Consider the following 21,242-nt stretch of genomic DNA (forward strand, 5'->3'; position numbering starts at 1 on the left):
GAACCCACCCCAGCCGCCGATGGGGCGGTGCATGCGCGCGCGGGCGCACGGAGGCGGTGCGGCGCGCTGCCTCAGCCGGGTGCGTGCCACTCCAGCACGCGCCAGTTCGACGGCGAACCGCCGAGCACCACGCGCGCCTCGGCTCCGCTCAGGCGGTCGATCACGCAGGGCAGGGTGGCGCCTTCCAGCGCGGGCATCGACGCGCGCTCCACCGTCCACAGGCCTTCGCTCCAGCGGCCGAAGGCGATCTCGAAATCGAGCAGGGCACCGGTGGCGTCGGCGTGGCGCAGCACCAGGGTGCCCAGGGTCTCGTCGGGCGCGGTGTCTGCCGGCCAGGCCAGCTTGCGGGGGCGCAGGCGCATCAGGTAGTCGCCACTCACCAGCAGGCGTTCCGACGTGGGCTGGCCATCGGCGCCGAGCCGGGCGAGTGCGATGCGCCGGCCCACGGAACCGGGCAGGCGTTCCCACACCTCGAGGTAGGTGCCGTGAATGCCGGTCTCGATCACGCGCTCGGACGTCTCGAACACCATGTGCCCGGCATCGGGTGTGCTGCGTGGGGGCTGGAAATCGATGGTGCGCTGCCAGGTGCAGACCTCGGGCTGGTGCGGTGCCGGTCGTGTGATGGCGGTGGTGCCACCAAAGCCCTGCTGCTGCGCGCGGCCTTGCGGCGTGGTGCGGTCGGCATCGGCGGGCACACGCAGGTCGCCATGCCACAGCCCGGTCTGCAGCCAGCGCACCCAGGTGGTGGTGTCCCGTTCCTCGGGTGTTTCCAGCAGCGTGCGTTGCCACACGCCGTGGTAGCGGCCGGGGATGGTGTCGCTCATGGGGCGGTGGTCATGGGCGTGCCGAGCGCGGCGAGTTCGGCCACCACCTCGGCGGTGCTGCGCACGCGGCCGAAGATGCCGCCTTCCACGCCGATCATGGCCAGCGCCGGGGCCTGCAGGTCCGGGTGGCTGGCGGCGGTGGCGTCGCCCACGGTGGTGCAGGCGTAGCCCCGGTCCACCGCTTCGCGCAGGGTGGAGTGCACGCATACCTCGGTGGTCACGCCGCAGAGGACGAGGTTTTCGACGCCGTGCGCGGCCAGCACCTGCCCGAGCCGCGTGGCGTGAAACGCACCGTAGCCGGGCTTGTCGATCACCACCTCGTCGCTCGCGGGGCGCAGGGCGTCCACGAAGTCGTGGCCCTGTTCGCCCCGCACCAGCAGGCGGCCCAGCGGCCCCTGGCTGCCGATGGGCGCACCGGCCGCCACGCTGCGTGCCATCTTGGTGGGCGGGCAGTCGGAGAGGTCGGGCAGGTGGCCTTCGCGCGTGTGCACCACGAGCAGGCCGGCGGCGCGCGCGGCCTTGAGCAGTTGCTGGATGTGGGCGATCGGTTCGCGCAGGCGTTGCACGTCCATGCCGGCGGTGTGCGCGTAGCCCCCGGGGCTGCAGAAATCGCGCTGCATGTCGATGACGACGAGCGCCGTGGTCGTCGCGCTCATACGGCGGGCCTTTCGAAACCGCTGGCAATGGCCTCGGCCATGCGGCGCGCCACTTCATCGGCGAGCAGCCTGCCCTTGGTGGCGTCCGAACCTCTGGCCGACGAGAGCACGCCGGAAGCGGGCACCCAGTCGGTGCGCGGTGGGTACATGTCGTAGGGCGGGAAATCGGCCGGGCCGTCGTCGGGCAGCAGGTCCATGCGCACCAGGCTGGGGTGGTAGTGCAACATCATGGACGTCTCCAGCACGGCAGCGTGCTCCAGCGCGAAGCCGGGAAAGCCGTCGGGGAACACGTCGCCCAGCGTGTCGGGCGTCATGAAGTCCCAGTACTCCAGGCGCATCACCTGCAGCTTCGCACCCGGTCCCAGGTCGCGCAGCCCGAGGTCGATGCCTTCGATCAGGAACCACTGGTTCTCGTAGTGGCCGTTGACGATGACCAGCTTCGTGAGGCCGTGCCGCGCGAACTCACGCACCGCGTCGCGCACCTGGCCGATGAGGGTGGCGGCGTCCACGCTGGTGGTGCCGCAGAAATGCTGGCCGCCGCCGCACTTGGGCTGCGACTTGTAGCCGTAGCTCAGCGTGGGGGCGACCAGACCGCCCACGCGCGCGGCGGTGTCGGCCGCCACGGCGCTGGAGAGCAGGCCGTCGGTGCCCAAGGGCAGGTGCGGGCCGTGCTGCTCGAGGGCGCCCACGGGCAGCAGCACGGGTGGCTGGTCGCGCTGCACACGGGCCTGGTAGTCCACCCAGGAAAGCTGGTTCATCCACACGGTGTCGGTCATCGGGTCATCCTCCTGTTGTTGCGGGTCGTGGTTCGGGTGGGGGTGCGCGGCCGCTGTCGAGCGCCTCCACCAGGGCAGCCACAGCAATGAGCGTGCCGCCGGCCCAGCCCATGGGTGTGAGCGATTCACCACCGAACCAGAGCGCGGTGAGCACGGCCACCACCAGTTCGGCCAGCAGGATCACGCCGGCCCGGCTGCTTTCCAGGTGCGTCACGCCGAACTGCCAGGTGGCGGTGGCCAGCAGCAGCCAGATGAAGCCGTACGCCAGCACCGCGAGCCAGGTGCTGGTGGACAAGGCGGGCGCCCGCTGGCCGGATGCGAGGGCGATCAGCAGCGAGATCACGCCGCAGCCGATGAAGATGGCAATGGTCTTGCTGCGCAGTGGCACGGCCTGCGCCGCGCGGGCGATCAGGTTGTTGCCCGCATAGGCGAGCCCTGCGAACAGCGCGAGGCCGTCCGACAGAGAGAGCGAGAGGTCCAGCCCACCCGGGCCGCCCAGCACCAGCCAGAGCCCGACGATGGCCGCCACGACAGCGGCCCAGCGCGTGGGGGGGATACGCTCCTTCAGGAACAGCCAGCCGCCCAGCACCGACCACACCGGCGAGAGGTAGAACAGGAACATCACCCGCACCACGTCGCCCACCATCAGCGCGTTGACGAACGAGGTGTTCGCCCAGCCACCCACCAGCGCAATGGCCAGCAGCGCCACCCACTGTGCCCGCCATGCGGCGCGATCGCGCCAGACGAGCCACAGCGTGCACAAGGCCACCGCACCATAGGAGACCAGCGACACCATCGGCCCGCTCAGGCCCTGCGCGGAGAACCACTTGAGCGGCATCCACGACAGGCCCCAGAGCGAGGCAGAGAACAGCAGCACGCCTGCTGCGAGGCGGTCAGAAGGCCGGTTCAGGTTCACGGCATCACCGATCCGCCGTTGGGTCCCAGCACCTGGCCACAGTAGAAGCGCGAGAGGTCGGACGCAAGGAACAGCGCCGTGGCGGCGATCTCCTCGGGCTCGGCCACACGGTGCTGCGGGATGGCCAGCTCCTTCTCCATCCATTCGGGGCTCATGTTCTCCAGCGAGACCATGGCGGTGTTCACCGGGCCCGGGGCGATGGCGTTGACGCGGATGCCATGCGGTGCGAACTCGCGCGCGAGCGAACGCGTGAGGCCGATCACGCCGGCCTTGGCGGCACAGTAGGGCGCGTACATCTCGCGGCCGAGGATGCCGAGGTCCGACGCGAGGTTGACGATGACGCCGCTTCCGCGCGCCACCATGCCGGGCAGCGCCGCGCGCGAGGTGAGGAACACCGCCTTCAGGTCGACGTCGAGCACGCGGTCCCAGTCTTCTTCCGTGGTGTCCAGGAAGGCGCGCTCCTGGATGATGCCGGCGTTGTTGACGAGGATGTGCACCTCGCCCGCCTCGTCCATGAGGCGCCGCACCTCGGCTGCCCGGGCCACGTCGGCGTCGATGGCGAAGGCATCGCCACCCGCATCCGCGATGGCGCGCACCACGGCACGCGACGCCTCGGGCTGGTGCAGGTGGTTCACCACCACACGCGCACCGGCTTGCGCGAACATCTGCGCGATGGCCCGGCCGATGCCGGTGGCCGCGCCAGTGACGAGTGCGGTTTTCCCCGCGAGAGAAAGACTTGTGGTGGGTGACATGTCAGGCGCCTGAAGCGGATGGGTTCTCCCTCAAGGTCACACCGCGGAACCGGCTTTGCCGGGCCGCAGGTGGGGCCCCCTTGAGGGGGTGGCGGGCGGAGCCGGGAGCGGGGTGGGGCGGCCCTTCATGCCATCACCTCGCCGTGGCTGGCCACCAGGCACTGCCCGGTGAGTGGTGTGGCGCCGCTGCTGGCCAGAAAAAGAAACACCCCCGCGAGGTCTTCGGGTGTGAGCATCACCGGCACCGCCTGTTTCGACAGAATTTCGTGTTCCACCTCGGCCTCGCTGCGGCCCTGTTCCTGCGCCATGGCCGTGAGCGAACGCAGCGCGGCGGCGGTGCGCACCCAGCCGGGGCAGACGGCGTTGACGCGGATGCCACGCGGGCCCAGCTCCAGTGCGAGCGAGCGCGTCAGGCCCACCACCGCGTGCTTGCTCGCGGCATAGGCCGAGAAGCCGGCCACGCCGATGCGGCCCCAGATGGAACTCTGGTTGATCACGCTGGCGCCGCGCGGCAACAGGGGCAGCAGGGCCTGCGTGAGGCGCACCATCGAGCTCACGTTGTTGTCCAGCAGGCCGGCCCAGCGCGCCATCGCGTCGGGCGCGTCGTCGGCCAGCGGTGTGGGGTATTCGGTGCCCGCGTTGTTCACCAGCACGTCGAGCATGCCCCAGCGTTCGCGCACCAGCGCCGCCACGCCGGCCACCTGCGCCGTGTCGCCCAGGTCGCACTCGGCCTCAATGGCGCCGAGTTCGGCGCAGAGGCCGTGCAAGCCGGTGCCCGCGCGGTCCAGCAGCATCAGCCGTGCACCCTGCGCCGCGAACGCGCGCGCCAGGGCGTTGCCGATGCCACCGGCCGCGCCGGTGATCAGCACGGTCTTGCCCTGCAGCCCGTAGTCGGGAGAGCGCATGTCAGACGGCTGTGAGAAACGAAACACCGACCGCGCCGAGGAATCCGTCCGCGCGGCCCGGTGTGCCGGCCGGCTGCACCACGCCGTAGTTGGCGGCCAGCACGCGCTTGACGCGGTTGATGTGGAAGCTGCGCAGCAGTTCGCGCACCGTGATCACCTGGGCGTAGTCGTCGGGGTACAGCTCGCGGTGGAATGCGGGCAGGCGGTACCAGGGTGCGGTGGGGCGTTCGTGGTGGGCGTTGTGAAAGCCGAAGTTCAGCCACACCAGGTTGAACCACTTCGCGTCCAGACTCACCACGTCGCTGAAGGTGTTGGCCTGTTCGTAGACGCGGTCGCGCACCTTGTCCTTCGGGATCGGGGTGTCGTCCAGGATCGGGTAGGCGTCGTAGGTGTGCTGGAAGCAATCTGCAAAGCGCAGCACGGTGACAAAGATCAGGTAGGCCAGCGCATACAGGAACAGGGCCTTGAGCGACCACCAGCCCAGCAGCGCGAAGGCGGCGATGCGAACGATCGCGATGGCCACCACACGGCCGCGCGCGGCGCGCTTTTTCTCGCTGATGAAAGGCAGGGCGATCACATAGCCGCGCATGACGAATTCCACCGCCGGGATGTAAGCCCATTCCAGCGCCAGCACGGTGCGGCGGATGAGGGGGTGCGCGCGCAGGAAGGCCTGCGCGTCGAAGGTGATCACGTCGGCGCGTTCGACGTGGTGCCGCATGTGCTTGCGGCGCAGGTCGGTGAAGCTGGCGAAGCAGCTGCCATTGATCCAGCTCATCAGCGCACCCCAGCGTTCGTTGGCCGGGCCGGTGCGGAAGATGGCGTGGTGTGCGAACTCGTGGATGAAGTAGGCAGACCACACCAGCGTCTGCGCCACCAGCAGCACGCCCAGTGCATTGAGCCAGCCGCTGGCCTGCCCCAGCAAGGCGATGCCGACAGGCCAGCCGATCACCGTGAAAGCGATGGCCGCGACGTTGGGCCACACGCCGTCTTCATAGCGGAATACGGGTTTCATGGAAGTGCTCTTGGAAACGTGGGGGCGTGTCGGGCCAGCGCCCACCGGGCGCCGGCACGGTCTTCACGCCGGTCGGCTTACTTGGCGAGTGCCTTGACGAGGCTGGCGTCGAACGTGGCTTCGGTGGCCGGGATCGTGGTGATCTGGCCCTTGGCCTTGAGCAGCTGCGCGATGATGTCGCCGCTGGCGTAGTACGAGGTGGTTTCCTTCGCCGGCAGGAAGGCCTTGGGCATCTCGGCCAGCGGGATGTTGTAGACGCCGGTGAGCTGCTCCTTCACCTCGGCGGCGGACACGCCCATGAACTTGCCGATGATCTTGTGCGCCTCGGCGGGCTTGGACTTCATGTAGGCCATGCCGTCGAGGTAGGCCTTCATGATGCCGGTGATCTCGGCCGGCTTGGCCTTGATGACCTTGTCGTCGAACACCAGCACGTCGGCGATCAGGCCCGGTGCGTTCTTCGAGGAGAACACCACCTTGAACTTCTTGCCACCGCCCTGGCCGAGGATCTGCGACAGGCTGGGCTCGTAGGTCACGCCAATAGGCAACTGGCCCGAGGCCATGGCCGCCGGCACCGATTCGGGCGTCATGCTCACGGGGGTGATGTCCTTCTCGGTCAGGTTCACCGTCTTGAGCGCATACGAGAGCAGGAAGTCGCTCGGTGAGAGCGGGTTGTAGCCGATCTTCTTGCCCTTGAAGTCTGCCACCTTGGCGATGGTGCTGTCGGCCACGATGGCGTCGCCGCCGTTGGAGTAGTCGATGGGCATCACCACCTTCATGTTGCGACCCGCGGCCACCTGGCCCACCACCTGGTCATAGGTGAGCATGCCGCCGTCCACCGCGCCCGAGGCGATCGCGGCAGGAATCAGCGCCGGGTCGTTGAACACCTGCAGCGACACCTTGAGGTTGTATTTCTTGTAGAGGTCCAGCGCTTCGGCCACGTAGAACGGGCCGTAGCCGATCCACACCACGGTGGCGATCTTCATGGGGGCAGGTGCCTGGGCGAACGCGCCCGCCATGGCCAGCGAGAGGGCCAGGCCGAGAACCGGCTTGAGGAAATGGTGGCGCCGCGACGTGGAGCGCAGGCTGGTGGATGCGGGGGTAGCGGTGCTTTTCATCAGAGGACTCCTGGTTGGTGGGACGCGCAGGAAGAACCGATCTGTGATCGTTCTCCCGGGCTTTTATCCCTCCGTGGAGCCTGCGATGAGGCCGGCACACTCTCGGACCAGACACCGCAAACCTTGCGGTCGGAACCCTAGTGCACCTGAGTGTCGAGCTGCCTCGGGATGACCCCGGATCGCTCTTCTTGCTGGTCTGACAAGAGCAGAAAGCGTGCCAGCGATTTGACCGGCCCGTGGCGCGCTCCGTGCACCAAAACAAGGGTGGGCGCCGGTCGAGCGACGCGTCCGGTGCAGGACATTGCCCCGCCTTGGTGCGGACCTCCGTGTGGCGGGTTCTCCCGCCGCTGGCCCGGTGCACGCCCACACGCGATCGCGGCGTTGTCCGACAGAGCCGGGCACGGGGCGGTGCCTAGCATGGGGTGCATGCAGGTACTGACCGTGAACATCCACAAAGGCTATGACGTTTTCAACACCCGATCCGTGCTGCACGGCCTGCGCGAGGCTGTGCGCGCCATGGGCAGCGACGTGGTGTTCCTGCAGGAAGTCAAAGGCGGTAATGGCGTGAGCGATGCGCAGTACGAATTCCTGGCCGACGAGATCTGGCCCCAGCATGCCTATGGCCGCAACGCGGTGGCCGAGGGGCACGACCATGGCAACGCCATCATGTCGCGCTACCCGGTGCTGCACAACGAGAACCACGACCTGTCTCTTCCCGGCTGCGAGCCGCGCGGCGTGCTGCATTGCGTGCTCGACGTGCCCGATGGCGCGCGCGATCTGCATGTGATGTGCGCCCACCTCGGCCTGCGCGAATCGCACCGGCGCCACCAGCTGGGCCTGATCCGCGACATCGTGAGCCGGCACGTGCCCGCCGACGCACCGCTGGTGCTGGCCGGCGATTTCAACGACTGGCGGCTGAACGCCGACGAGCTGCTGGCGCCCAGCGGCCTGCGCGAGGTGTTCCGTGAAGCCCACGGGCAGCACGCGCGCAGTTTCCCTTCCGGTTTTCCGCTGTTGCGGCTGGACCGCATCTATGTGCGTGGCGTGGCGCGCGCCTTGCCGGTGCCCATGCCGCGCCGGCCCTGGGCACGGCTGTCCGACCACGCCCCGCTGGCCGCCGATATCCAACTGGAGCACGCAGCATGAATTCCCATTGGGTGCCTGGCAACAAGCTGACCTTGCTGGAAAACGGCGAGGGCTACTACCCGCGCGTCTTCGAAGCCATTGCCTCCGCTGAAAAGGAGGTGCTGCTGGAGACCTTCATCCTGTTCGACGACAAGGTGGGCCGACAGTTGCACGAGGCCTTGCTCAAGGCCGCGCATCGCGGCGCGAAGGTGCATGTGCTCATGGATGGCTGGGGATCGCCCGACCTGCCGGCATCGTTCACCAAGCCGCTGCTCGACGCCGGTGTGCAGCTGCGGGCCTTCGAGCCGGTGCAGCGCGTGCTCGGGGCGCGCGTGAACCTGCTGCGCCGCATGCACAACAAGATCGTGGTGGTGGACGGCAAGGTCGCTTTCGTCGGCGGCATCAATTACTCGATCGACCACCTGATGGAATACGGCGAGCTGTCCAAACAGGACTACGCGGTCGAGGTCGAAGGCCCGCTGGTGGGGCAGATCCAGGCGTTCTGCCGTGCCAATATCGAGTCGCCCCAGCCGGCGCGCGGCCAGTGGCTCAGGCGCTGGCGCGCGGCGTTGCGCCGCCAGGGCGTGGAAGAGCTGACGGGCGATGGGGCGCTGGCCGCCTTCGTCACGCGCGACAACAACGCCCACCGCACCGACATCGAACGCCACTACCGGGCCGCGATCCGCAGCGCGCGCAAGCGCATCCTGATCGCCAACGCGTATTTCTTCCCCGGCTACCGCTTCCTGCGCGATCTGCGCCGCGCCGCACGTCGCGGCGTGCAGGTGGACCTGTTCCTGCAGGGTCGGCCCGACATGCTGTGGGTCAAGCGCGCGAGTGAACTGCTCTACCGCCATCTGATCCGTGCCGGTGTGCGCATCTATGAATACAACGAGCGCCCACTGCATGGCAAGGTGGCCGTGATCGATGACCAGTGGGCCACCGTCGGATCGAGCAATCTCGACCCGACCAGCCTGAGCCTGAACCTGGAGGCCAACGTGGTCGTGCGCGACGAGGCCTTCGCGCGCCACCTGCGCGAGCGCATCGACGACCTGCTGGAGACATGCTGCCAGCGAGTGGAGCTGCCTGTGCCGGGGCGGTTGCGCTCGGCCTGGATCGTGGTGCGCAGCATGGTGGTGTTCCACGCCTTGCGCCGTTTCCCGGACTGGATGCGGCAGTCCTCGTCGGTGCGCACACCCCGGGTGGTGCCGATCAGCGCGGAGCCGTCGGCATGAGCGCGGCATCCAGCCGTTCCCGCGCGGCCGCTCGTGGTACCCAGGGGGCCGGCAACACCCTGGGCCCGCTGGCGCGCAACGCGTGGACGTGGACCAGACGCATCGCCCCCTGGGCGCTGGCCGCGCTGGTGCTCGCCCTGGTGGCGCAGCAGGCGCGTTCGGTGGACTGGCCGCAGGTGTGGACCTCGCTGCAGAAGATGTCGCCCGAAAGGCTGGCGCTGGCCGCCGGCATTGCGGCGGTGAGCTATGTGGTGTACGCCGGCTTCGATCTCGTGGGCCGACACCTCACGCGCCATGGCCTGTCGGTGCAACTCACCCTGGTCACGGCGGCCATCAGCTACGCGTTCAACCTGAACTTCGGGGCGCTGGTGGGCGGTTTTGCCATGCGCCTGCGCCTGTACACGCGCTGGGGCGTGAGCGGTGCCACCGTGGCCAAGGTGATCGCCATGAGCATGACCACCAACTGGCTGGGCTATTTCTGGGTGTCCGGTGTGGTGCTGATGGGGGCGCCCCCGAAGCTGCCGGGCGAATGGGCGATGAGCGACGTGCTGCTGCGCATGATTGGCGCGGCCATGTTCGCGCTCGCGGCGCTGTACCTGGTGCTGTGCACGTGGTCGCGGCGGCGCACGCTGGCGTGGCGCGGGCACGAACTCGAACTGCCCGACGGCCGGCTGGCCGTGGTGCAGGCCATGGCCGGTGGCGCGAGCTGGATGCTGATGGGCGCCATCGTGTGGGTGCTGTTTGCCGGGCGCGTGGACTACCCGGTGGTGCTGGGCGCCTTGCTGATGGCCGCGGTGGCCGGGGTGATCACCCACGTGCCCGCCGGCCTGGGTGTGCTGGAAGCGGTGTTCGTGGCCGTGCTCGCCGGCACGCTGCCCACCTCCGAGGTGCTGGCGGTCGTGCTCGCCTACCGCGCGGCCTATTACCTGCTGCCTCTGGTGCTGGCGTTGCCGGCCTATGGCTGGAGCGAGGCCGTGGCCCGGCGCGCGCCCGCCGGCACGCGGTCGGCCCGATGACCCTTCCCTTTCCTGAAAGGACGCTCATGAGCCCATACGACGAACCTGGTCACCGTATGCCCGATGAGGTGTCGCACGCCGCGCGCATCCATGTGCTGGAAGGGCTTCGGTCCGATATCCGGCGTGTCTGGCAGGCCCGCCACCAGTTCGAGCAGCTCGATCCGGTCATGGAAGCCGACGCCCGCGAAGCCGTGGTGGCGCATGTGCTCGACGAACTCACGGTGCACGCCGCCCTGGAGCAGGAACTGCTGTACCCGGCACTGCGCGACGCGATGGATGGTGTGGGCCGGCGCACGGTCGACGTCGCCGAGGTGGGGCTGGCCGGCCTGCATGCCTTGCTCAACCCTTTGCGCACGCTCCGGCCCGATGACGATCGCCACGCCGTGCGATTCCTGGCGCTGTGCCAGCACGCCATGCGGCACATGGCCTGGGAGGACACCCACCTGTTCCAGAAGCTGGACGGGCTGGCGCTGGACTGGGTCCGGCTGGAAGGCGAGATCGACCAGCGCCGCGAGGAGCTGGTGGTCTCGGAATCCCCCGTGGCACCGGCCTGAGACCGGCGTCCCTCAGATCGCGTCCACGCTGCCGGTGACGGGCAGCACCACACCGGTGATGTAGCCCGCACAGCTCGGCGATGCCAGGAAGACATAGGCTGGCGAGAGCTCCTCGGGTTGGGCGGCGCGCCTGAAATCGGTCTTCTCCCCGAACTGCGCCACCTTCTCGGCAGGCAGATCGGTCGGGTTGAGCGGCGTCCACACCGGGCCGGGAGCGACTGCGTTGACGCGGATGCCGCGCGGCAGCAGGTTGCTCGCCAGCGATTTGGTGAAGGCGTGGATGGCGCCCTTGGTGGCCGAATAGTCCAGCAGGTGGGCACTGCCGCGCAGGCCCGTCACCGACCCGGTGTTGATGATGCAGGCGCCTTCCCGCAGGTGGGGCAGGGCGGCGCGCGTCATGCGGAAATAGCCACCCAGGTTGGTGTCCCAGGTCTCGCGCAGCCGGTCCTCATCGATGTCCTCGATCGAGTCGGCATGTTTCTGGAACGCGGCGTTGTTGACCAGCACGTTCAGCTTGCCAAAAGTGTTCACGGTGTCGTTCACCGCCTGTTCGCACGAGGCGGGGTCTTTCACGTCCCCCTGGAGCAGCAGGCACTGGCGTCCCTCGGCCTCCACGCAGCGCCGCGTTTCCTCGGCGTCCTCGGTGTTGGTGAGGTAGGTGACGGCCACGTCGGCCCCCTCGCGCGCAAACAGCACCGCCACCGCGCGGCCGATGCCGGAATCGCCGCCGGTGATCAGCGCCACCTGACCCTGCAGCTTCTGGCTGCCCAGGTAGTCTGGCGCGAGGAAGCGGGGTTCGAGTTCGAGATCCGACTCGGTGTCGTCCGCCTGGATGTGTTGCGTCGGCATCTGGGTCGGCTGGGCGCGCGCACCGGTCTGGGGTGGGCGCTTCGTTGTGGCCGGTTCCCGCTTTTTCCGCTGGTCGAGCCGATCCTGGGTCTCGTGGATGGACTTCTGTTTCTCGAGCGTGGTCCTGGGCATGGCGTTCTCCTGTGTGGTGACGAGGTGAACGGCCTCAGCGGCATGGGGCGTGCCGGGCCCTGCGCCGGGGGATGGCGACCGGCGCGTAAAAACTGCCGCAAACGGGACATGAAATCGGTCGGACCCGGTCAGGAATGCAGTTTTTCTCGGATTGTGGATTTTTCATGGTGCTTCGGGGACGTTTACATTCCAGACACGTTCGCGTGCGCAAAATGCCGGGTCGCGGGTCATTCCGCTCACGGAACCTCGGCGCGCTTGCGCGCTCTCACCCCACGCCCGCTCTGCTTTGCCTGGATTCCCATGCCATTGACGACTCCTGTTACGTCCCGCCTGCCGCGCCTCCTGGCGGGCGGGCTTCTGGTTGCCGCTGTCCTGGCGCTGGTCGCCTGTGGTGACAAAAAGACCCCTGCGGCCGCCCCGGCGGCCCCCCCGGTGGGTTACCTCGCGGTGGTGCTGCAGACCCAGGGCCTGCACACCGAGCTGGCGGGCCGCACGCGGGCCTCGCAGAGCGCGGAAGTGAGGCCCCAGGTGTCGGGCATCCTGCAAAAGCGCCTGTTCACCGAGGGCGCGATGGTCAAGGCAGGGCAGCCGCTGTACCAGATCGACTCGCGCACCCTGGAGGCCTCCGTCAAGAGCGCGGAGGCGGCCCTGGCCAGGGCGCGTGCCACCGCGCAGACCGCCCGCACCAATGCCGAGCGCAACGCCGAGCTCGTGAAGATCGACGCCATCAGCCGCCAGGTCTTCGACGAAAGCCAGGCCCAGGTGGCCCAGTCGGCCGCCGATGTGGCGGTGGCACAGGCGGCGCTGGAAAATGCCCGCATCAACCTTCAGTACAGCCGCATCACCGCGCCCATCAGCGGGCAGACCGAACTCTCCGTGGTGCTGCCAGGTGCGCTGGTCACCGCGAACCAGGCCCAGGCGCTGACCACCATCAGCCAGCTCGATCCCATCCACGTGGACATCACCCAGTCCAGCTCGGAACTGCTGGAGCTGCGCCGTCAGTGGCAGGCCGGCGTGTTCGGCAAGGTCGAAAGCAGCGGCGCGCCGGTGCGCCTGGCGCTGGAGGATGGCAGCCAGTACCCGCATGCGGGCAAGCTGCAGTTCACTGGCGCCACCGTGAGCCAGACCACCGGGGCGATCACGCTGCGCGCGGTGTTTCCCAACCCCGACCGGTTGCTGATGCCCGGCATGTATGTGCGTGCCCAGCTGGCCACCGGTGAATCCAGCGAGGCCATCGTGCTGCCCCAGCAGGCGGTGCAGCGCGACCCGGCGGGCAAGCCCAGCGTGCAGATCATCAATGCCGAGAACAAGATCGAGAAGCGCCCGATCCGGCTCGGCCAGGCGCTGGGCTCCCAGTGGCTGGTGCTCGAAGGCCTGAAGGCCGGTGACCGCGTGATGGTCGACGGTTTCCAGAAGGCCCGTGTCGGTCAGGCCGTGACGCCAGTGGCCATGCGCATGAACGGCAACCGGGTGGTCGAAGACAAGCCCGCCACACCGGCCGGTCAGGCGCCGGCGGCTTCCGCTGCGCCCAAGCCCTGATCGCGCACCATGGCCCATTTCTTCATCCACCGCCCCGTCTTCGCATGGGTGCTGTCCATCGTGGTCATGCTCGCCGGAGCGATGTCCATCTTCACCCTGCCGCTGGAGCAGTACCCCGACATCGCGCCACCGCGTGTGTCGATCAACACCACCTACACCGGCGCCTCGGCCGAAACCGTGGCCGACTCGGTGACGCAGGTGATCGAACAGCAGCTCAAGGGCATCGACAACGTGCTCTACATGAGCTCGACCAGCGACTCCGCCGGCCGCTCGCGCACGCAGCTCACCTTCGCCCCGGGCACGGACATCGACGTGGCACAGGTGCAGGTGCAGAACCGGCTGCAGACCGCCATGAACCGCCTGCCCGAGGCGGTAAAGAGCCGGGGTGTGTTCGTGAACAAGGGCGGTCAGGACAACCTGATGACCTATGTGTTCACCTCACCCGATCCGTCGGTGACGCAGGTGGCGATCGGTGACTACATCACCAGCAATGTGGTCGATGTGATCTCGCGCATCGATGGCGTGGGCGACGTGAGCGTGTTCGGCACCAGCTATGCCATGCGCATCTGGATGGATCCTGGCAAGCTGGAGCAGTTCGCGCTGATGCCTTCGGACATCATCTCCGCGCTGAACTCGCAGAACGCCCAGGTCTCGGCCGGCCAGCTGGGCGCGCTGCCCGCGGTCAAGGACCAGATGCTGAACGCGACGATCACCGCGCGCACCAAGCTCAAGACGGTCGAGGAGTTCCAGGGCATCGTGCTCAAGGCGGCCGCCGATGGATCGGTGGTCACCGTGGGCGATGTGGCCCGCGTGGAACTGGATGCCGACAACCTCACGGTGAAGTCGCGCCTGAACAACCAGCCGGGCGCCGGCATTGGTGTGGTGCTGGCCGATGGCGCCAATGCCATGGCGGTGGCCAACGCCGTCAACGCCAAGATGGCCGAACTTGCGCCGTTTTTCCCCGACGGTATCACCGGCGTGATCAGCTCCGATTCCACGCCCTACGTCCGCGCGTCGATCAAGGAGGTCGCCATCACGCTGGCCGAGGCCATGCTGCTGGTGGTGATCGTGATGTACGTGTTCCTGCAGAACCTGCGCGCCACGCTGATCCCCGCCATCGCCGTGCCGGTGGTGCTGCTCGGTACATTCGGCGTGCTTTCGGTGCTGGGCTATTCCATCAACATGCTGACCATGTTCGCCATGGTGCTGGCCATCGGCCTGCTGGTGGACGACGCCATCGTGGTGGTGGAGAACGTGGAACGCGTGATGCACCAGGAAGGCCTGCCCGCGAAGGAGGCGACCATCAAGTCCATGGCCGAGATCACACCCGCGCTGGTGGGCATTGGCCTGACGCTGTCGGCGGTGTTCATTCCCATGGCGTTCTTCTCCGGCTCGGTGGGTGTGATCTACCGGCAGTTTTCCGTCGCCATCGTCTCGGCCATGGCGTTCTCGGTGCTGGTGGCGCTCACGCTCACACCGGCGCTGTGCGCCACCATTCTCAAGCCCACCGAACACCTGCACGAAGGAGCACCGCCGCGCAAGGGCCTGCTGGGCTGGGTCGACCGCTTCTTCCGTGGCTTCAACGCCGGCTTCGACCGCAACGCCACGCGCTACCAGGGTGTTGTGGGCAAGCTGCTGGTGCGCAGCAAGCGCGTGATGCTGGTGTTTGCACTGCTCATTGGCGGCGTGGTGCTGCTGTTCCAGAAGCTGCCGACCTCGTTCCTGCCGATCGAAGACCAGGGCTTCATCACCGCCAGTGTGACCATGCCCGCCGGCTCCTCCGACGCGCAGCTCGAAGTGGTGCTGCAGGACATCACGCGCTACTTCATCGCCCAGCCCGACGTGCTGCGCGTGAACTCGCTGGCAGGCAACAGCGGCAACCAGAGTTCGGGCACGATCTTCGTGCGCCTCAAGCCCTGGGACGACCGCCCGAACCAGGAACAGAGCGCTGAAGCCATCGCGCGCAAGGCCACGCGCGATCTCTCTCGCATCCGCTCGGCGCGCATCTTCGTTTCGCAACCACCGGCCGTGCGCGGCCTCGGCTCGGACGCTGGCGTGAACTTCATGCTCAAGGACATCAACGGTCTGGGCAACGACGCGCTGCGCGCCGCGAAGGACCGCGTGATCGAGCTGGCCCGCGAGCACCCGGAACTCACCAACATGCGCACGACGGACTTCGACGTCACCTCGGAGCTCAAGGTGCTGGTCGACGACCGCAAGGCGGCGGCGCTGGGCCTGGCCACGAGCGACATCAACGCGGTGCTCTCCAGTGCCATCGGGGGCTCGTACGTGAACGACTTCGTGCACAACGGCCGCGTCAAGCGCGTCTATGTGCAGGGCGATGCGCCGTACCGCATGCTGCCGCAGGACATCGGCCAGTGGACGGTGCGCAACCGCAGCGGCGAGATGGTGCCCATGTCGGCCTTCACCTCCACCGCCTGGACCAGCAGCGCACCGCAACTGCTGCGCTACAACGGTTCACCGGCCATGGAGATGATCGCCAACACCGCACCCGGCGTGAGCTCGGGCGCAGCGATGCGCGCGGTCGAGGCCATCATGGCCGAGATGCCGGCGGGCATCGGTTATGAGTGGACGGGCGCGTCGCTGCAGGAACGCCAGTCGGGCGCGCAGGCGCCGCTGCTCTACGCCATCTCCATCCTGTTCGTGTTCCTCTGCCTGGCGGCACTGTACGAGAGCTGGAGCGTGCCGTTCTCGGTGATCCTGGCCGTGCCGCTCGGTGTGGTGGGGGCGCTGCTGGCCACTTACTTCCGGGGCATGTCGAACGACGTGTACTTCCAGGTGGGCCTGCTCACCACGGTGGGCCTGGCGTCCAAGAACGCCATCCTGATCGTTGAGTTCGCCGTGCAGTTGCAGGAGCAGGGGAGAAGCGTGTTCGACGCCACCCTGGAAGCCGTCCGCCGGCGCCTGCGCCCCATTCTCATGACCTCGCTGGCCTTTGGTTTCGGCGTGCTGCCGCTGGCTCTTGGCACCGGCCCGGGCGCAGCGAGCCGCCAGGCCATCGGCACCGCGGTGCTGGGTGGCACGGTGCTGTCCACCGCGCTGGGGCTGTTCTTCGTGCCGGTGTTTTTCCTGCTGGTGCGCAACTGGGTCAACCGGCGCCGTTCGAAAGCGGCGGAGCCTGCACCCATGGCGGCGCCGTCGCTCTCGCATCAGGGAGAAGCATGATGCGTGCAACCAGAAGCATGGGACTTCCTTTGTCTGCGCTGGTCACGGCGTTGCTGCTGGCCGGCTGCGCCGTGCAGCCGCCCGCGAAGCCCGACGTGCAGGGCGTGGTTGCGCCCACGCTGGGCCAACCGCTGGCCGCGGGCGAGACCGGTGCAGAGTCGTTGCAGATCGCGCAGCGCCTGGCCTGGGTGCAGCACCCGGGCCTGCGCCAGACGATCGCACAGGCCCTCACCCACAACCGCGACCTGCGCGTGGCCCTGTCCAGTATCGAGCGTGCGCGTGCGCAGTACGGCATCACCAGTGCGGCGCAACTGCCCACCGTGGCCGCCACCGCGCAGGGCAGCCGCAGCCGCACGTCGGCCGATCTGTCGAGCACCGGCGTGTCGACCACGTCCACGCAGTACACCGCGCAGCTCGCCATCACCAGCTTCGAGCTCGACTTCTGGGGGCGTGTGCGCAACCTCAACGACGCGGCGCTGCAGCAGTTCCTGCAATCGCAGGAGAACCAGCTCAATGTGCGCATCACGCTGGTGGCCGATGTCACCAACGCCTGGCTCAATCTGGCCGCCAACGAAGCGCGCCTGGCACTGGCGCGCGACACGCTGGCCAGCCGCGAGAAGGCCTACCAGCTCACCGAGCGCATGCACCAGCTGGGCAGCACGTCAGGCCTGGTGCTGGCGCAGAACCGCATCACCGTGGAAACCGCGCGTGGCGATGTGGCGGCCTTCACCACCCAGGTGGCGAAAGACCGCAACGCACTCGACGCCCTGGTGGGCAGCGGCCTGCGCCCTGAGTGGCTGCCGAACGCCGACACGCTGCGCGCCGAGGCGGCCGCCGCGCCGGCCCGCCTGATGGCGTTGCCGGCCGAGCTGCCTTCCAGCCTGCTGCTGGCGCGTCCCGATGTGCGGGCTTCCGAATTCAACCTGCAGGCGCTCTCGGCCAACGTGGCGGCGGCGCGCGCGGCGCTGTTCCCCACCATCACCCTGAGCACCAGCATCGGCACCGGCAGCCGTGAGCTGGACAACCTGTTCGGCAGCGGCAACAACACCTGGAGCTTCGTGCCGCAGATCCGCTGGCCCATCTTCGATGGCGGCAGCGCGCGGGCCTCCGTCGATGTGGCGCAGGCCAACCGCGACATTGCCGTGGCGCAGTACGAGAAGGCCATCCAGACGGCGTTCCGGGAAGCGTCCGACGCGCTGGCCGAGCGCGCGCAATGGCAGCAGCGGCTGGACGCACAGCTGGCCGTGGTGGATGCGAACGCGCGCGCCTTCCAGCTGTCCGAGGCGCGCTTCACCTCGGGCGTGGACAACTACCTGACGGTGCTCGACGCGCAGCGCAGCCTGTACGCCGCGCAGCAGGCGCTTATCGCGCTGAGGCAGTCCGAGCAGGCGAACCGTGTGGCGTTGTGGAAGGTGCTGGGCGGCAATCTCGCACCGGTGTCCTGAGGGCTCACGCGGCTGCCTTTCGGCGCCGCGAGAGCAGGCGCAGCAACTCGCTCTCGGTGCTGCTGCTGCTTTCCTTGTTCGCCGGACCGTCCAGGATCGACTCCAGCACGGCGGGGTGGATGTAGAAGCGCCGGCACACAGTCTGCGTGTTGCCGATCTGGCGGGCCACCTGGCGCACGATCTCGACCACGGCAGCATTCGTCGGCTTCGCGCCGGGCGTTGTCGAGAGGGCCAGACCAGCGGTGAGTTCCAGTGCCATCACGCTCGCGTGCCAGGTGCGGAAGTCCTTGGCGGTGAAATCGTGGCCACTGACCCGGCGCAGGTAGTCGTTGACGTGGTTCGAGCGAACCTGCCGCCGTTGCCCCTCGTCGTTGATGTACTGGAAAAGCTGCTGCCCGGGGAGGTCCTGGCAGCGTTTCACGATGCGTGCGGTGGCCTTGTCGGTGACGCGGGCCTTCTGCTCTACGCCGCTCTTGCCCCGGAACTGGATCACCAGTTCGTCGGCACGCGTGCGGACGTGCCGGTCGCGCAGCGTGGTCAGACCGAAGGAGCCGTTCTCGGCCGCGTATTCGGCGTTGCCCACGCGCAGCGCGGTGCGGTCCAGCAACCGCACGATGGCCGCCACCACCGTGTCCTGCGTCAGGGTGCGGCTTTTCAGATCGCGCGTGACGGCGCGGCGGATGCGCGGCAGGCTGCGGCCGAACTCGCGCATGCGGTCGAACTTCTCCTGCTCCTGCTGGGCCTGCCAGTCGGCGTGGTACCGGTACTGCTTGCGACCCCGAGCATCGCGACCGGTGGCCTGGATGTGGCCGCGCTCGCTCGGGCAGATCCACACCTCGGTGTAGGCGGGTGGAATGGCCAGGCGCCGGATGCGGTCGATCTGGCGTGCGTCGCGGATGGCGCGACCCGCGGCATTCACATACGCGAAGCCCCCACCCCGCCTGATGCGGCGCCAGCCGGGGGTGTCGTCATGGGCGTACGTGAGTTTCGCGGGCATGGCGCCAGTGTCCATGGCGCGCACGCGGGGTGTGTCAGCGGGCTCCGGTCCCGCTGTAGGAAGGGGCCGTCAACCCCGGCCCACGAAGGGCATGCTGGTGGCCATCACCGTCATGTTCAGCACGTTGGTCGACAGCGGCAGGCCGGCCATGTAGCGCACGGCCTCGGCAACGTGCTGCACGTCCATCATCGGTTCGGTCGCCATGCTGCCGTTGGCCTGGCGCACACCCTGGGTCATGCGCGATGAGAGGTCGGTGAGCGCGTTGCCGATGTCGATCTGCCCGCAGGCGATGTTGTGCTCGCGGCCATCCAGCGCGATGGTCTTGGTCAGGCCCAGCACCGCGTGCTTGCTGGCGGTGTAGGGGCAACTGAACGGACGTGGCGCGTGCGCCGAGATGGACCCGTTGTTGATGATGCGGCCGCCTTGCGGCTGCTGGCGGCGCATCAGGGCGAAGGCGGCGCGCGCGCAGAGGTAGACGCCGGTCACGTTGGTATCGATCACATCCTTCCACCGGTCCACGGGCAGTTCGTCCATCGGCACGGCGGGGGCATTCACGCCGGCGTTGTTGAACAGCACGTCCAGCCGGCCATGGCGCTTCTCGATCTCGTCGAACAGGGCCTGCACGCTGTGCTCGTCGCGCACGTCGGCGGTGATCGCGCTGGCGTGTTGCCCTGCGGCCCTGGCGATCTCGGCCACGTCGTTCAAGGGTTCGATGCGTCGGCCGGTGAGCACCACGTGGTACCCGTCTTTCAGGAGGCCCAGCGCCACGGCGCGGCCGATGCCGCTGCCCGCGCCCGTGACCAGCGCGACCCTGGAAGTTGTCTCGGAAGCCATGCGAATCCTTTGCGTGATGAGGGTGGATGAAGCGAGGGCCATGGTAATCGGCGGTCTGCCAGACGCCTCCGGGAAAACCCCGGTGCTCATCTCCGCCACCACAGATATAACAACAATGTTGGTATATCTCGAAATCGGGTGTATCGACATGCGCTCGACCGCAACGGCATCACAAACAGGAGACAAGTCATGAAACGAACACTCGCATCGCGTTTGCGCCTGGCCACACTGGCGGCGGGCTGCATGCGGGGCGGCGCTTCGGCGCTGGCGCAGGACGCCTTCCGCATCGCCGGCATCGTGCCGCTGAGCGGCGCTTTCGGCATCATTGGCGAGAACATGCGCCGCGGCGCCACCATCGCCTTTGAGGAACGCAACAACCGCGTGCTCGGCAAGCCGATCGAGGTGGTGTGGGAAGACACCGAAACCTCCACCCAGGTGGCGGTGCAGAAGACCACCCGCGCACTGGCGCGGGACACGCACACCCTGTTCGGCGAGGTGAGCTCGGGTTCGACGCTGGCCATCATGAAGCTGACCGAGCAGCGCAAGGTGCCGCACATCATCACGCTGTCGGCCGACGACCGCATCACTGGCGCCGACAAGACGCGCTACGCCTTCCGCACCTCCAACACCGTGGCGATGGAGAACCGCATGATCGGCGAGTTCGCCAGGCGCCAGGCCGTGAAGAAGGTGTACGGCATCGTCTCCGACTACCAGGTGGGCCGCGACATGTGGGCTGCGCTCAAGGCCGACCTGGAAAGCAAGGGCATCACCGTTGCAGGCATCGACTTCACGCCCATCGGCACCAAGGACTACGCGATCCTGCTCGACAAGGCCATGAAGTCGGGCGCCGACGGCCTGGCGCTCATCGTGGTGGGCGGCGACGTGACGACCTCGCTCAAACAGGGCGGCGAGGTGGGGCTGCCGACCAAGATGAAGGTGATGGGCACCATGCTGATGGACGAGACGCAGGGCCAGGCCGTGGGTGGAACGGGCGCGCTCGGCGTGCACTCGACCCTGCGCTACCACTTCACGCAGGACACGCCGCGCAACAAGCGCTTCGTGGCCGCCTACCGCGCCAGGTACGGCGAGCTGCCCAGCCAGTACGCGGGCGAGGCCTACGACGGCATGAGCTGGTGGCTCGATGTGGTGGAGAGCACCGGTGTGTGGGACAAGGAGAAATGGGTCGATGCCTTCCGCACCAGCGTGCGCAACGATTCGGTGGAAGGTGTCAAGCGCATGCGCGCCTGCGACAACCAGGCCGATCAGATGGGCTTGTTCGGCACCGCGGTGGCCGGTGGCGCCGGCATGCCGGCGGTGACGATGAAGGTCACCGAGACCTTCACCTCGCAGGACCTCTTCAAGGCCTGCAACTGAGCG

General features: G+C 68.1%; 19 protein-coding genes and 1 riboswitch. Of the genes, 8 read left to right on the plus strand and 11 right to left on the minus strand.

Annotated features, from left to right (window positions below; translation table 11 throughout):
- Positions 1-71: 71 nt before the first annotated feature.
- From J2X09_RS07920 to J2X09_RS07955, 8 genes are all read right to left on the minus strand, one after another.
- Entirely contained in the window at positions 72-824 is a 753-nt protein-coding gene (locus J2X09_RS07920) for a hypothetical protein (RefSeq protein WP_204732285.1), read from the minus strand.
- Positions 821-1,480 (minus strand): cysteine hydrolase family protein, encoded by a 660-nt coding sequence (locus J2X09_RS07925; RefSeq protein WP_204732284.1) that lies wholly within the window; start codon positions 1,478-1,480, stop codon positions 821-823. Before J2X09_RS07925 ends, J2X09_RS07920 begins: the two co-directional genes overlap by 4 nt.
- Positions 1,477-2,256 carry a creatininase gene (locus tag J2X09_RS07930; protein ID WP_204732283.1) on the minus strand — a complete coding sequence of 260 codons (780 nt, stop codon included), beginning with the start codon at positions 2,254-2,256 and terminating at the stop codon, positions 1,477-1,479. Before J2X09_RS07930 ends, J2X09_RS07925 begins: the two co-directional genes overlap by 4 nt.
- 4 nt (positions 2,257-2,260) lie before the next feature.
- Entirely contained in the window at positions 2,261-3,172 is a 912-nt protein-coding gene (locus J2X09_RS07935) for a DMT family transporter (protein ID WP_310307937.1), read from the minus strand.
- Complete coding sequence (locus J2X09_RS07940; protein ID WP_204732282.1) at positions 3,169-3,924, minus strand: SDR family NAD(P)-dependent oxidoreductase; 756 nt, start codon at positions 3,922-3,924, stop codon at positions 3,169-3,171. The genes J2X09_RS07935 and J2X09_RS07940 overlap by 4 nt, the downstream gene beginning before the upstream one ends.
- A 125-nt stretch (positions 3,925-4,049) precedes the next feature.
- Entirely contained in the window at positions 4,050-4,829 is a 780-nt protein-coding gene (locus tag J2X09_RS07945; protein WP_204732281.1) for an SDR family NAD(P)-dependent oxidoreductase, read from the minus strand.
- Position 4,830: 1 nt separating this feature from the next.
- Positions 4,831-5,841 (minus strand): fatty acid desaturase family protein, encoded by a 1,011-nt coding sequence (locus J2X09_RS07950; RefSeq protein ID WP_204732280.1) that lies wholly within the window; start codon positions 5,839-5,841, stop codon positions 4,831-4,833.
- Positions 5,842-5,918: 77 nt separating this feature from the next.
- Positions 5,919-6,956, minus strand: a complete 1,038-nt coding sequence (locus J2X09_RS07955; RefSeq protein ID WP_204732279.1) for an ABC transporter substrate-binding protein — start codon at positions 6,954-6,956, stop codon at positions 5,919-5,921.
- 50 nt (positions 6,957-7,006) lie between these two features.
- Positions 7,007-7,108, minus strand: a riboswitch (guanidine-I (ykkC/yxkD leader).
- A 274-nt stretch (positions 7,109-7,382) separates the two neighbouring features.
- On the opposite strand from J2X09_RS07955, the gene J2X09_RS07960 reads away from it, so the two are divergent.
- From J2X09_RS07960 to J2X09_RS07975, 4 genes are read left to right on the plus strand one after another with little or no spacing between them, the layout of a single operon-like run.
- Positions 7,383-8,102 (plus strand): endonuclease/exonuclease/phosphatase family protein, encoded by a 720-nt coding sequence (locus J2X09_RS07960; protein WP_310307939.1) that lies wholly within the window; start codon positions 7,383-7,385, stop codon positions 8,100-8,102.
- Positions 8,099-9,313 (plus strand): cardiolipin synthase ClsB, encoded by a 1,215-nt coding sequence (clsB, locus tag J2X09_RS07965; RefSeq protein WP_204732277.1) that lies wholly within the window; start codon positions 8,099-8,101, stop codon positions 9,311-9,313. Before J2X09_RS07960 ends, clsB begins: the two co-directional genes overlap by 4 nt.
- Positions 9,310-10,329, plus strand: coding sequence for a lysylphosphatidylglycerol synthase domain-containing protein (locus tag J2X09_RS07970; RefSeq protein WP_204732276.1), 1,020 nt, complete (start codon positions 9,310-9,312; stop codon positions 10,327-10,329). Before clsB ends, J2X09_RS07970 begins: the two co-directional genes overlap by 4 nt.
- A 26-nt stretch (positions 10,330-10,355) precedes the next feature.
- Complete coding sequence (locus J2X09_RS07975; protein WP_204732275.1) at positions 10,356-10,883, plus strand: hemerythrin domain-containing protein; 528 nt, start codon at positions 10,356-10,358, stop codon at positions 10,881-10,883.
- A gap of 12 nt (positions 10,884-10,895) precedes the next feature.
- Here J2X09_RS07975 and J2X09_RS07980 read toward each other — a convergent pair whose 3' ends face one another.
- Complete coding sequence (locus J2X09_RS07980) at positions 10,896-11,864, minus strand: SDR family oxidoreductase (protein ID WP_204732274.1); 969 nt, start codon at positions 11,862-11,864, stop codon at positions 10,896-10,898.
- 300 nt (positions 11,865-12,164) lie between these two features.
- Here J2X09_RS07980 and J2X09_RS07985 point away from each other — a divergent pair, with 300 nt between their 5' ends.
- Genes J2X09_RS07985 through J2X09_RS07995 form a run of 3 tightly spaced genes read left to right on the plus strand, consistent with a single transcriptional unit; the run spans position 12,165 to position 18,034 of the window.
- A complete protein-coding gene (locus J2X09_RS07985) occupies positions 12,165-13,403 on the plus strand; it encodes an efflux RND transporter periplasmic adaptor subunit (RefSeq protein ID WP_204732273.1) in 1,239 nt (412 codons plus the stop codon).
- A gap of 9 nt (positions 13,404-13,412) precedes the next feature.
- Complete coding sequence (locus J2X09_RS07990) at positions 13,413-16,589, plus strand: efflux RND transporter permease subunit (RefSeq protein ID WP_204732272.1); 3,177 nt, start codon at positions 13,413-13,415, stop codon at positions 16,587-16,589.
- Positions 16,589-18,034 (plus strand): efflux transporter outer membrane subunit, encoded by a 1,446-nt coding sequence (locus J2X09_RS07995; protein ID WP_204732271.1) that lies wholly within the window; start codon positions 16,589-16,591, stop codon positions 18,032-18,034. Before J2X09_RS07990 ends, J2X09_RS07995 begins: the two co-directional genes overlap by 1 nt.
- 4 nt (positions 18,035-18,038) lie before the next feature.
- Here J2X09_RS07995 and J2X09_RS08000 read toward each other — a convergent pair whose 3' ends face one another.
- Both J2X09_RS08000 and J2X09_RS08005 read right to left on the minus strand, forming a co-directional pair.
- A complete protein-coding gene (locus J2X09_RS08000; protein WP_204732270.1) occupies positions 18,039-19,031 on the minus strand; it encodes a DNA topoisomerase IB in 993 nt (330 codons plus the stop codon).
- Positions 19,032-19,100: 69 nt separating this feature from the next.
- Positions 19,101-19,865: an SDR family oxidoreductase gene (locus J2X09_RS08005; RefSeq protein WP_204732269.1), complete on the minus strand. Its 765-nt coding sequence runs from the start codon at positions 19,863-19,865 to the stop codon at positions 19,101-19,103.
- Positions 19,866-20,054: 189 nt separating this feature from the next.
- On the opposite strand from J2X09_RS08005, the gene J2X09_RS08010 reads away from it, so the two are divergent.
- Positions 20,055-21,239: an ABC transporter substrate-binding protein gene (locus J2X09_RS08010; RefSeq protein ID WP_204732268.1), complete on the plus strand. Its 1,185-nt coding sequence runs from the start codon at positions 20,055-20,057 to the stop codon at positions 21,237-21,239.
- The last annotated feature ends 3 nt before the right edge of the window (positions 21,240-21,242 follow it).

Origin of the sequence: Hydrogenophaga laconesensis, assembly GCF_031457235.1 — a bacterium.
Classification (GTDB): Bacteria; Pseudomonadota; Gammaproteobacteria; order Burkholderiales; family Burkholderiaceae_C; genus Hydrogenophaga; species Hydrogenophaga laconesensis.

Coding starts and splice junctions, on each gene's coding strand:
- J2X09_RS07920 (WP_204732285.1), bottom strand. CDS start 824: ATGAGCGACACCATCCCCGGCCGCTACCACGGCGTGTGGCAACGCACG.
- J2X09_RS07925 (WP_204732284.1), bottom strand. CDS start 1,480: ATGAGCGCGACGACCACGGCGCTCGTCGTCATCGACATGCAGCGCGAT.
- J2X09_RS07930 (WP_204732283.1), bottom strand. CDS start 2,256: ATGACCGACACCGTGTGGATGAACCAGCTTTCCTGGGTGGACTACCAG.
- J2X09_RS07940 (WP_204732282.1), bottom strand. CDS start 3,924: ATGTCACCCACCACAAGTCTTTCTCTCGCGGGGAAAACCGCACTCGTC.
- J2X09_RS07945 (WP_204732281.1), bottom strand. CDS start 4,829: ATGCGCTCTCCCGACTACGGGCTGCAGGGCAAGACCGTGCTGATCACC.
- J2X09_RS07950 (WP_204732280.1), bottom strand. CDS start 5,841: ATGAAACCCGTATTCCGCTATGAAGACGGCGTGTGGCCCAACGTCGCG.
- J2X09_RS07955 (WP_204732279.1), bottom strand. CDS start 6,956: ATGAAAAGCACCGCTACCCCCGCATCCACCAGCCTGCGCTCCACGTCG.
- J2X09_RS07960 (WP_310307939.1), top strand. CDS start 7,383: ATGCAGGTACTGACCGTGAACATCCACAAAGGCTATGACGTTTTCAAC.
- clsB (WP_204732277.1), top strand. CDS start 8,099: ATGAATTCCCATTGGGTGCCTGGCAACAAGCTGACCTTGCTGGAAAAC.
- J2X09_RS07970 (WP_204732276.1), top strand. CDS start 9,310: ATGAGCGCGGCATCCAGCCGTTCCCGCGCGGCCGCTCGTGGTACCCAG.
- J2X09_RS07975 (WP_204732275.1), top strand. CDS start 10,356: ATGAGCCCATACGACGAACCTGGTCACCGTATGCCCGATGAGGTGTCG.
- J2X09_RS07980 (WP_204732274.1), bottom strand. CDS start 11,864: ATGCCCAGGACCACGCTCGAGAAACAGAAGTCCATCCACGAGACCCAG.
- J2X09_RS07985 (WP_204732273.1), top strand. CDS start 12,165: ATGCCATTGACGACTCCTGTTACGTCCCGCCTGCCGCGCCTCCTGGCG.
- J2X09_RS07990 (WP_204732272.1), top strand. CDS start 13,413: ATGGCCCATTTCTTCATCCACCGCCCCGTCTTCGCATGGGTGCTGTCC.
- J2X09_RS07995 (WP_204732271.1), top strand. CDS start 16,589: ATGCGTGCAACCAGAAGCATGGGACTTCCTTTGTCTGCGCTGGTCACG.
- J2X09_RS08000 (WP_204732270.1), bottom strand. CDS start 19,031: ATGCCCGCGAAACTCACGTACGCCCATGACGACACCCCCGGCTGGCGC.
- J2X09_RS08005 (WP_204732269.1), bottom strand. CDS start 19,865: ATGGCTTCCGAGACAACTTCCAGGGTCGCGCTGGTCACGGGCGCGGGC.
- J2X09_RS08010 (WP_204732268.1), top strand. CDS start 20,055: ATGAAACGAACACTCGCATCGCGTTTGCGCCTGGCCACACTGGCGGCG.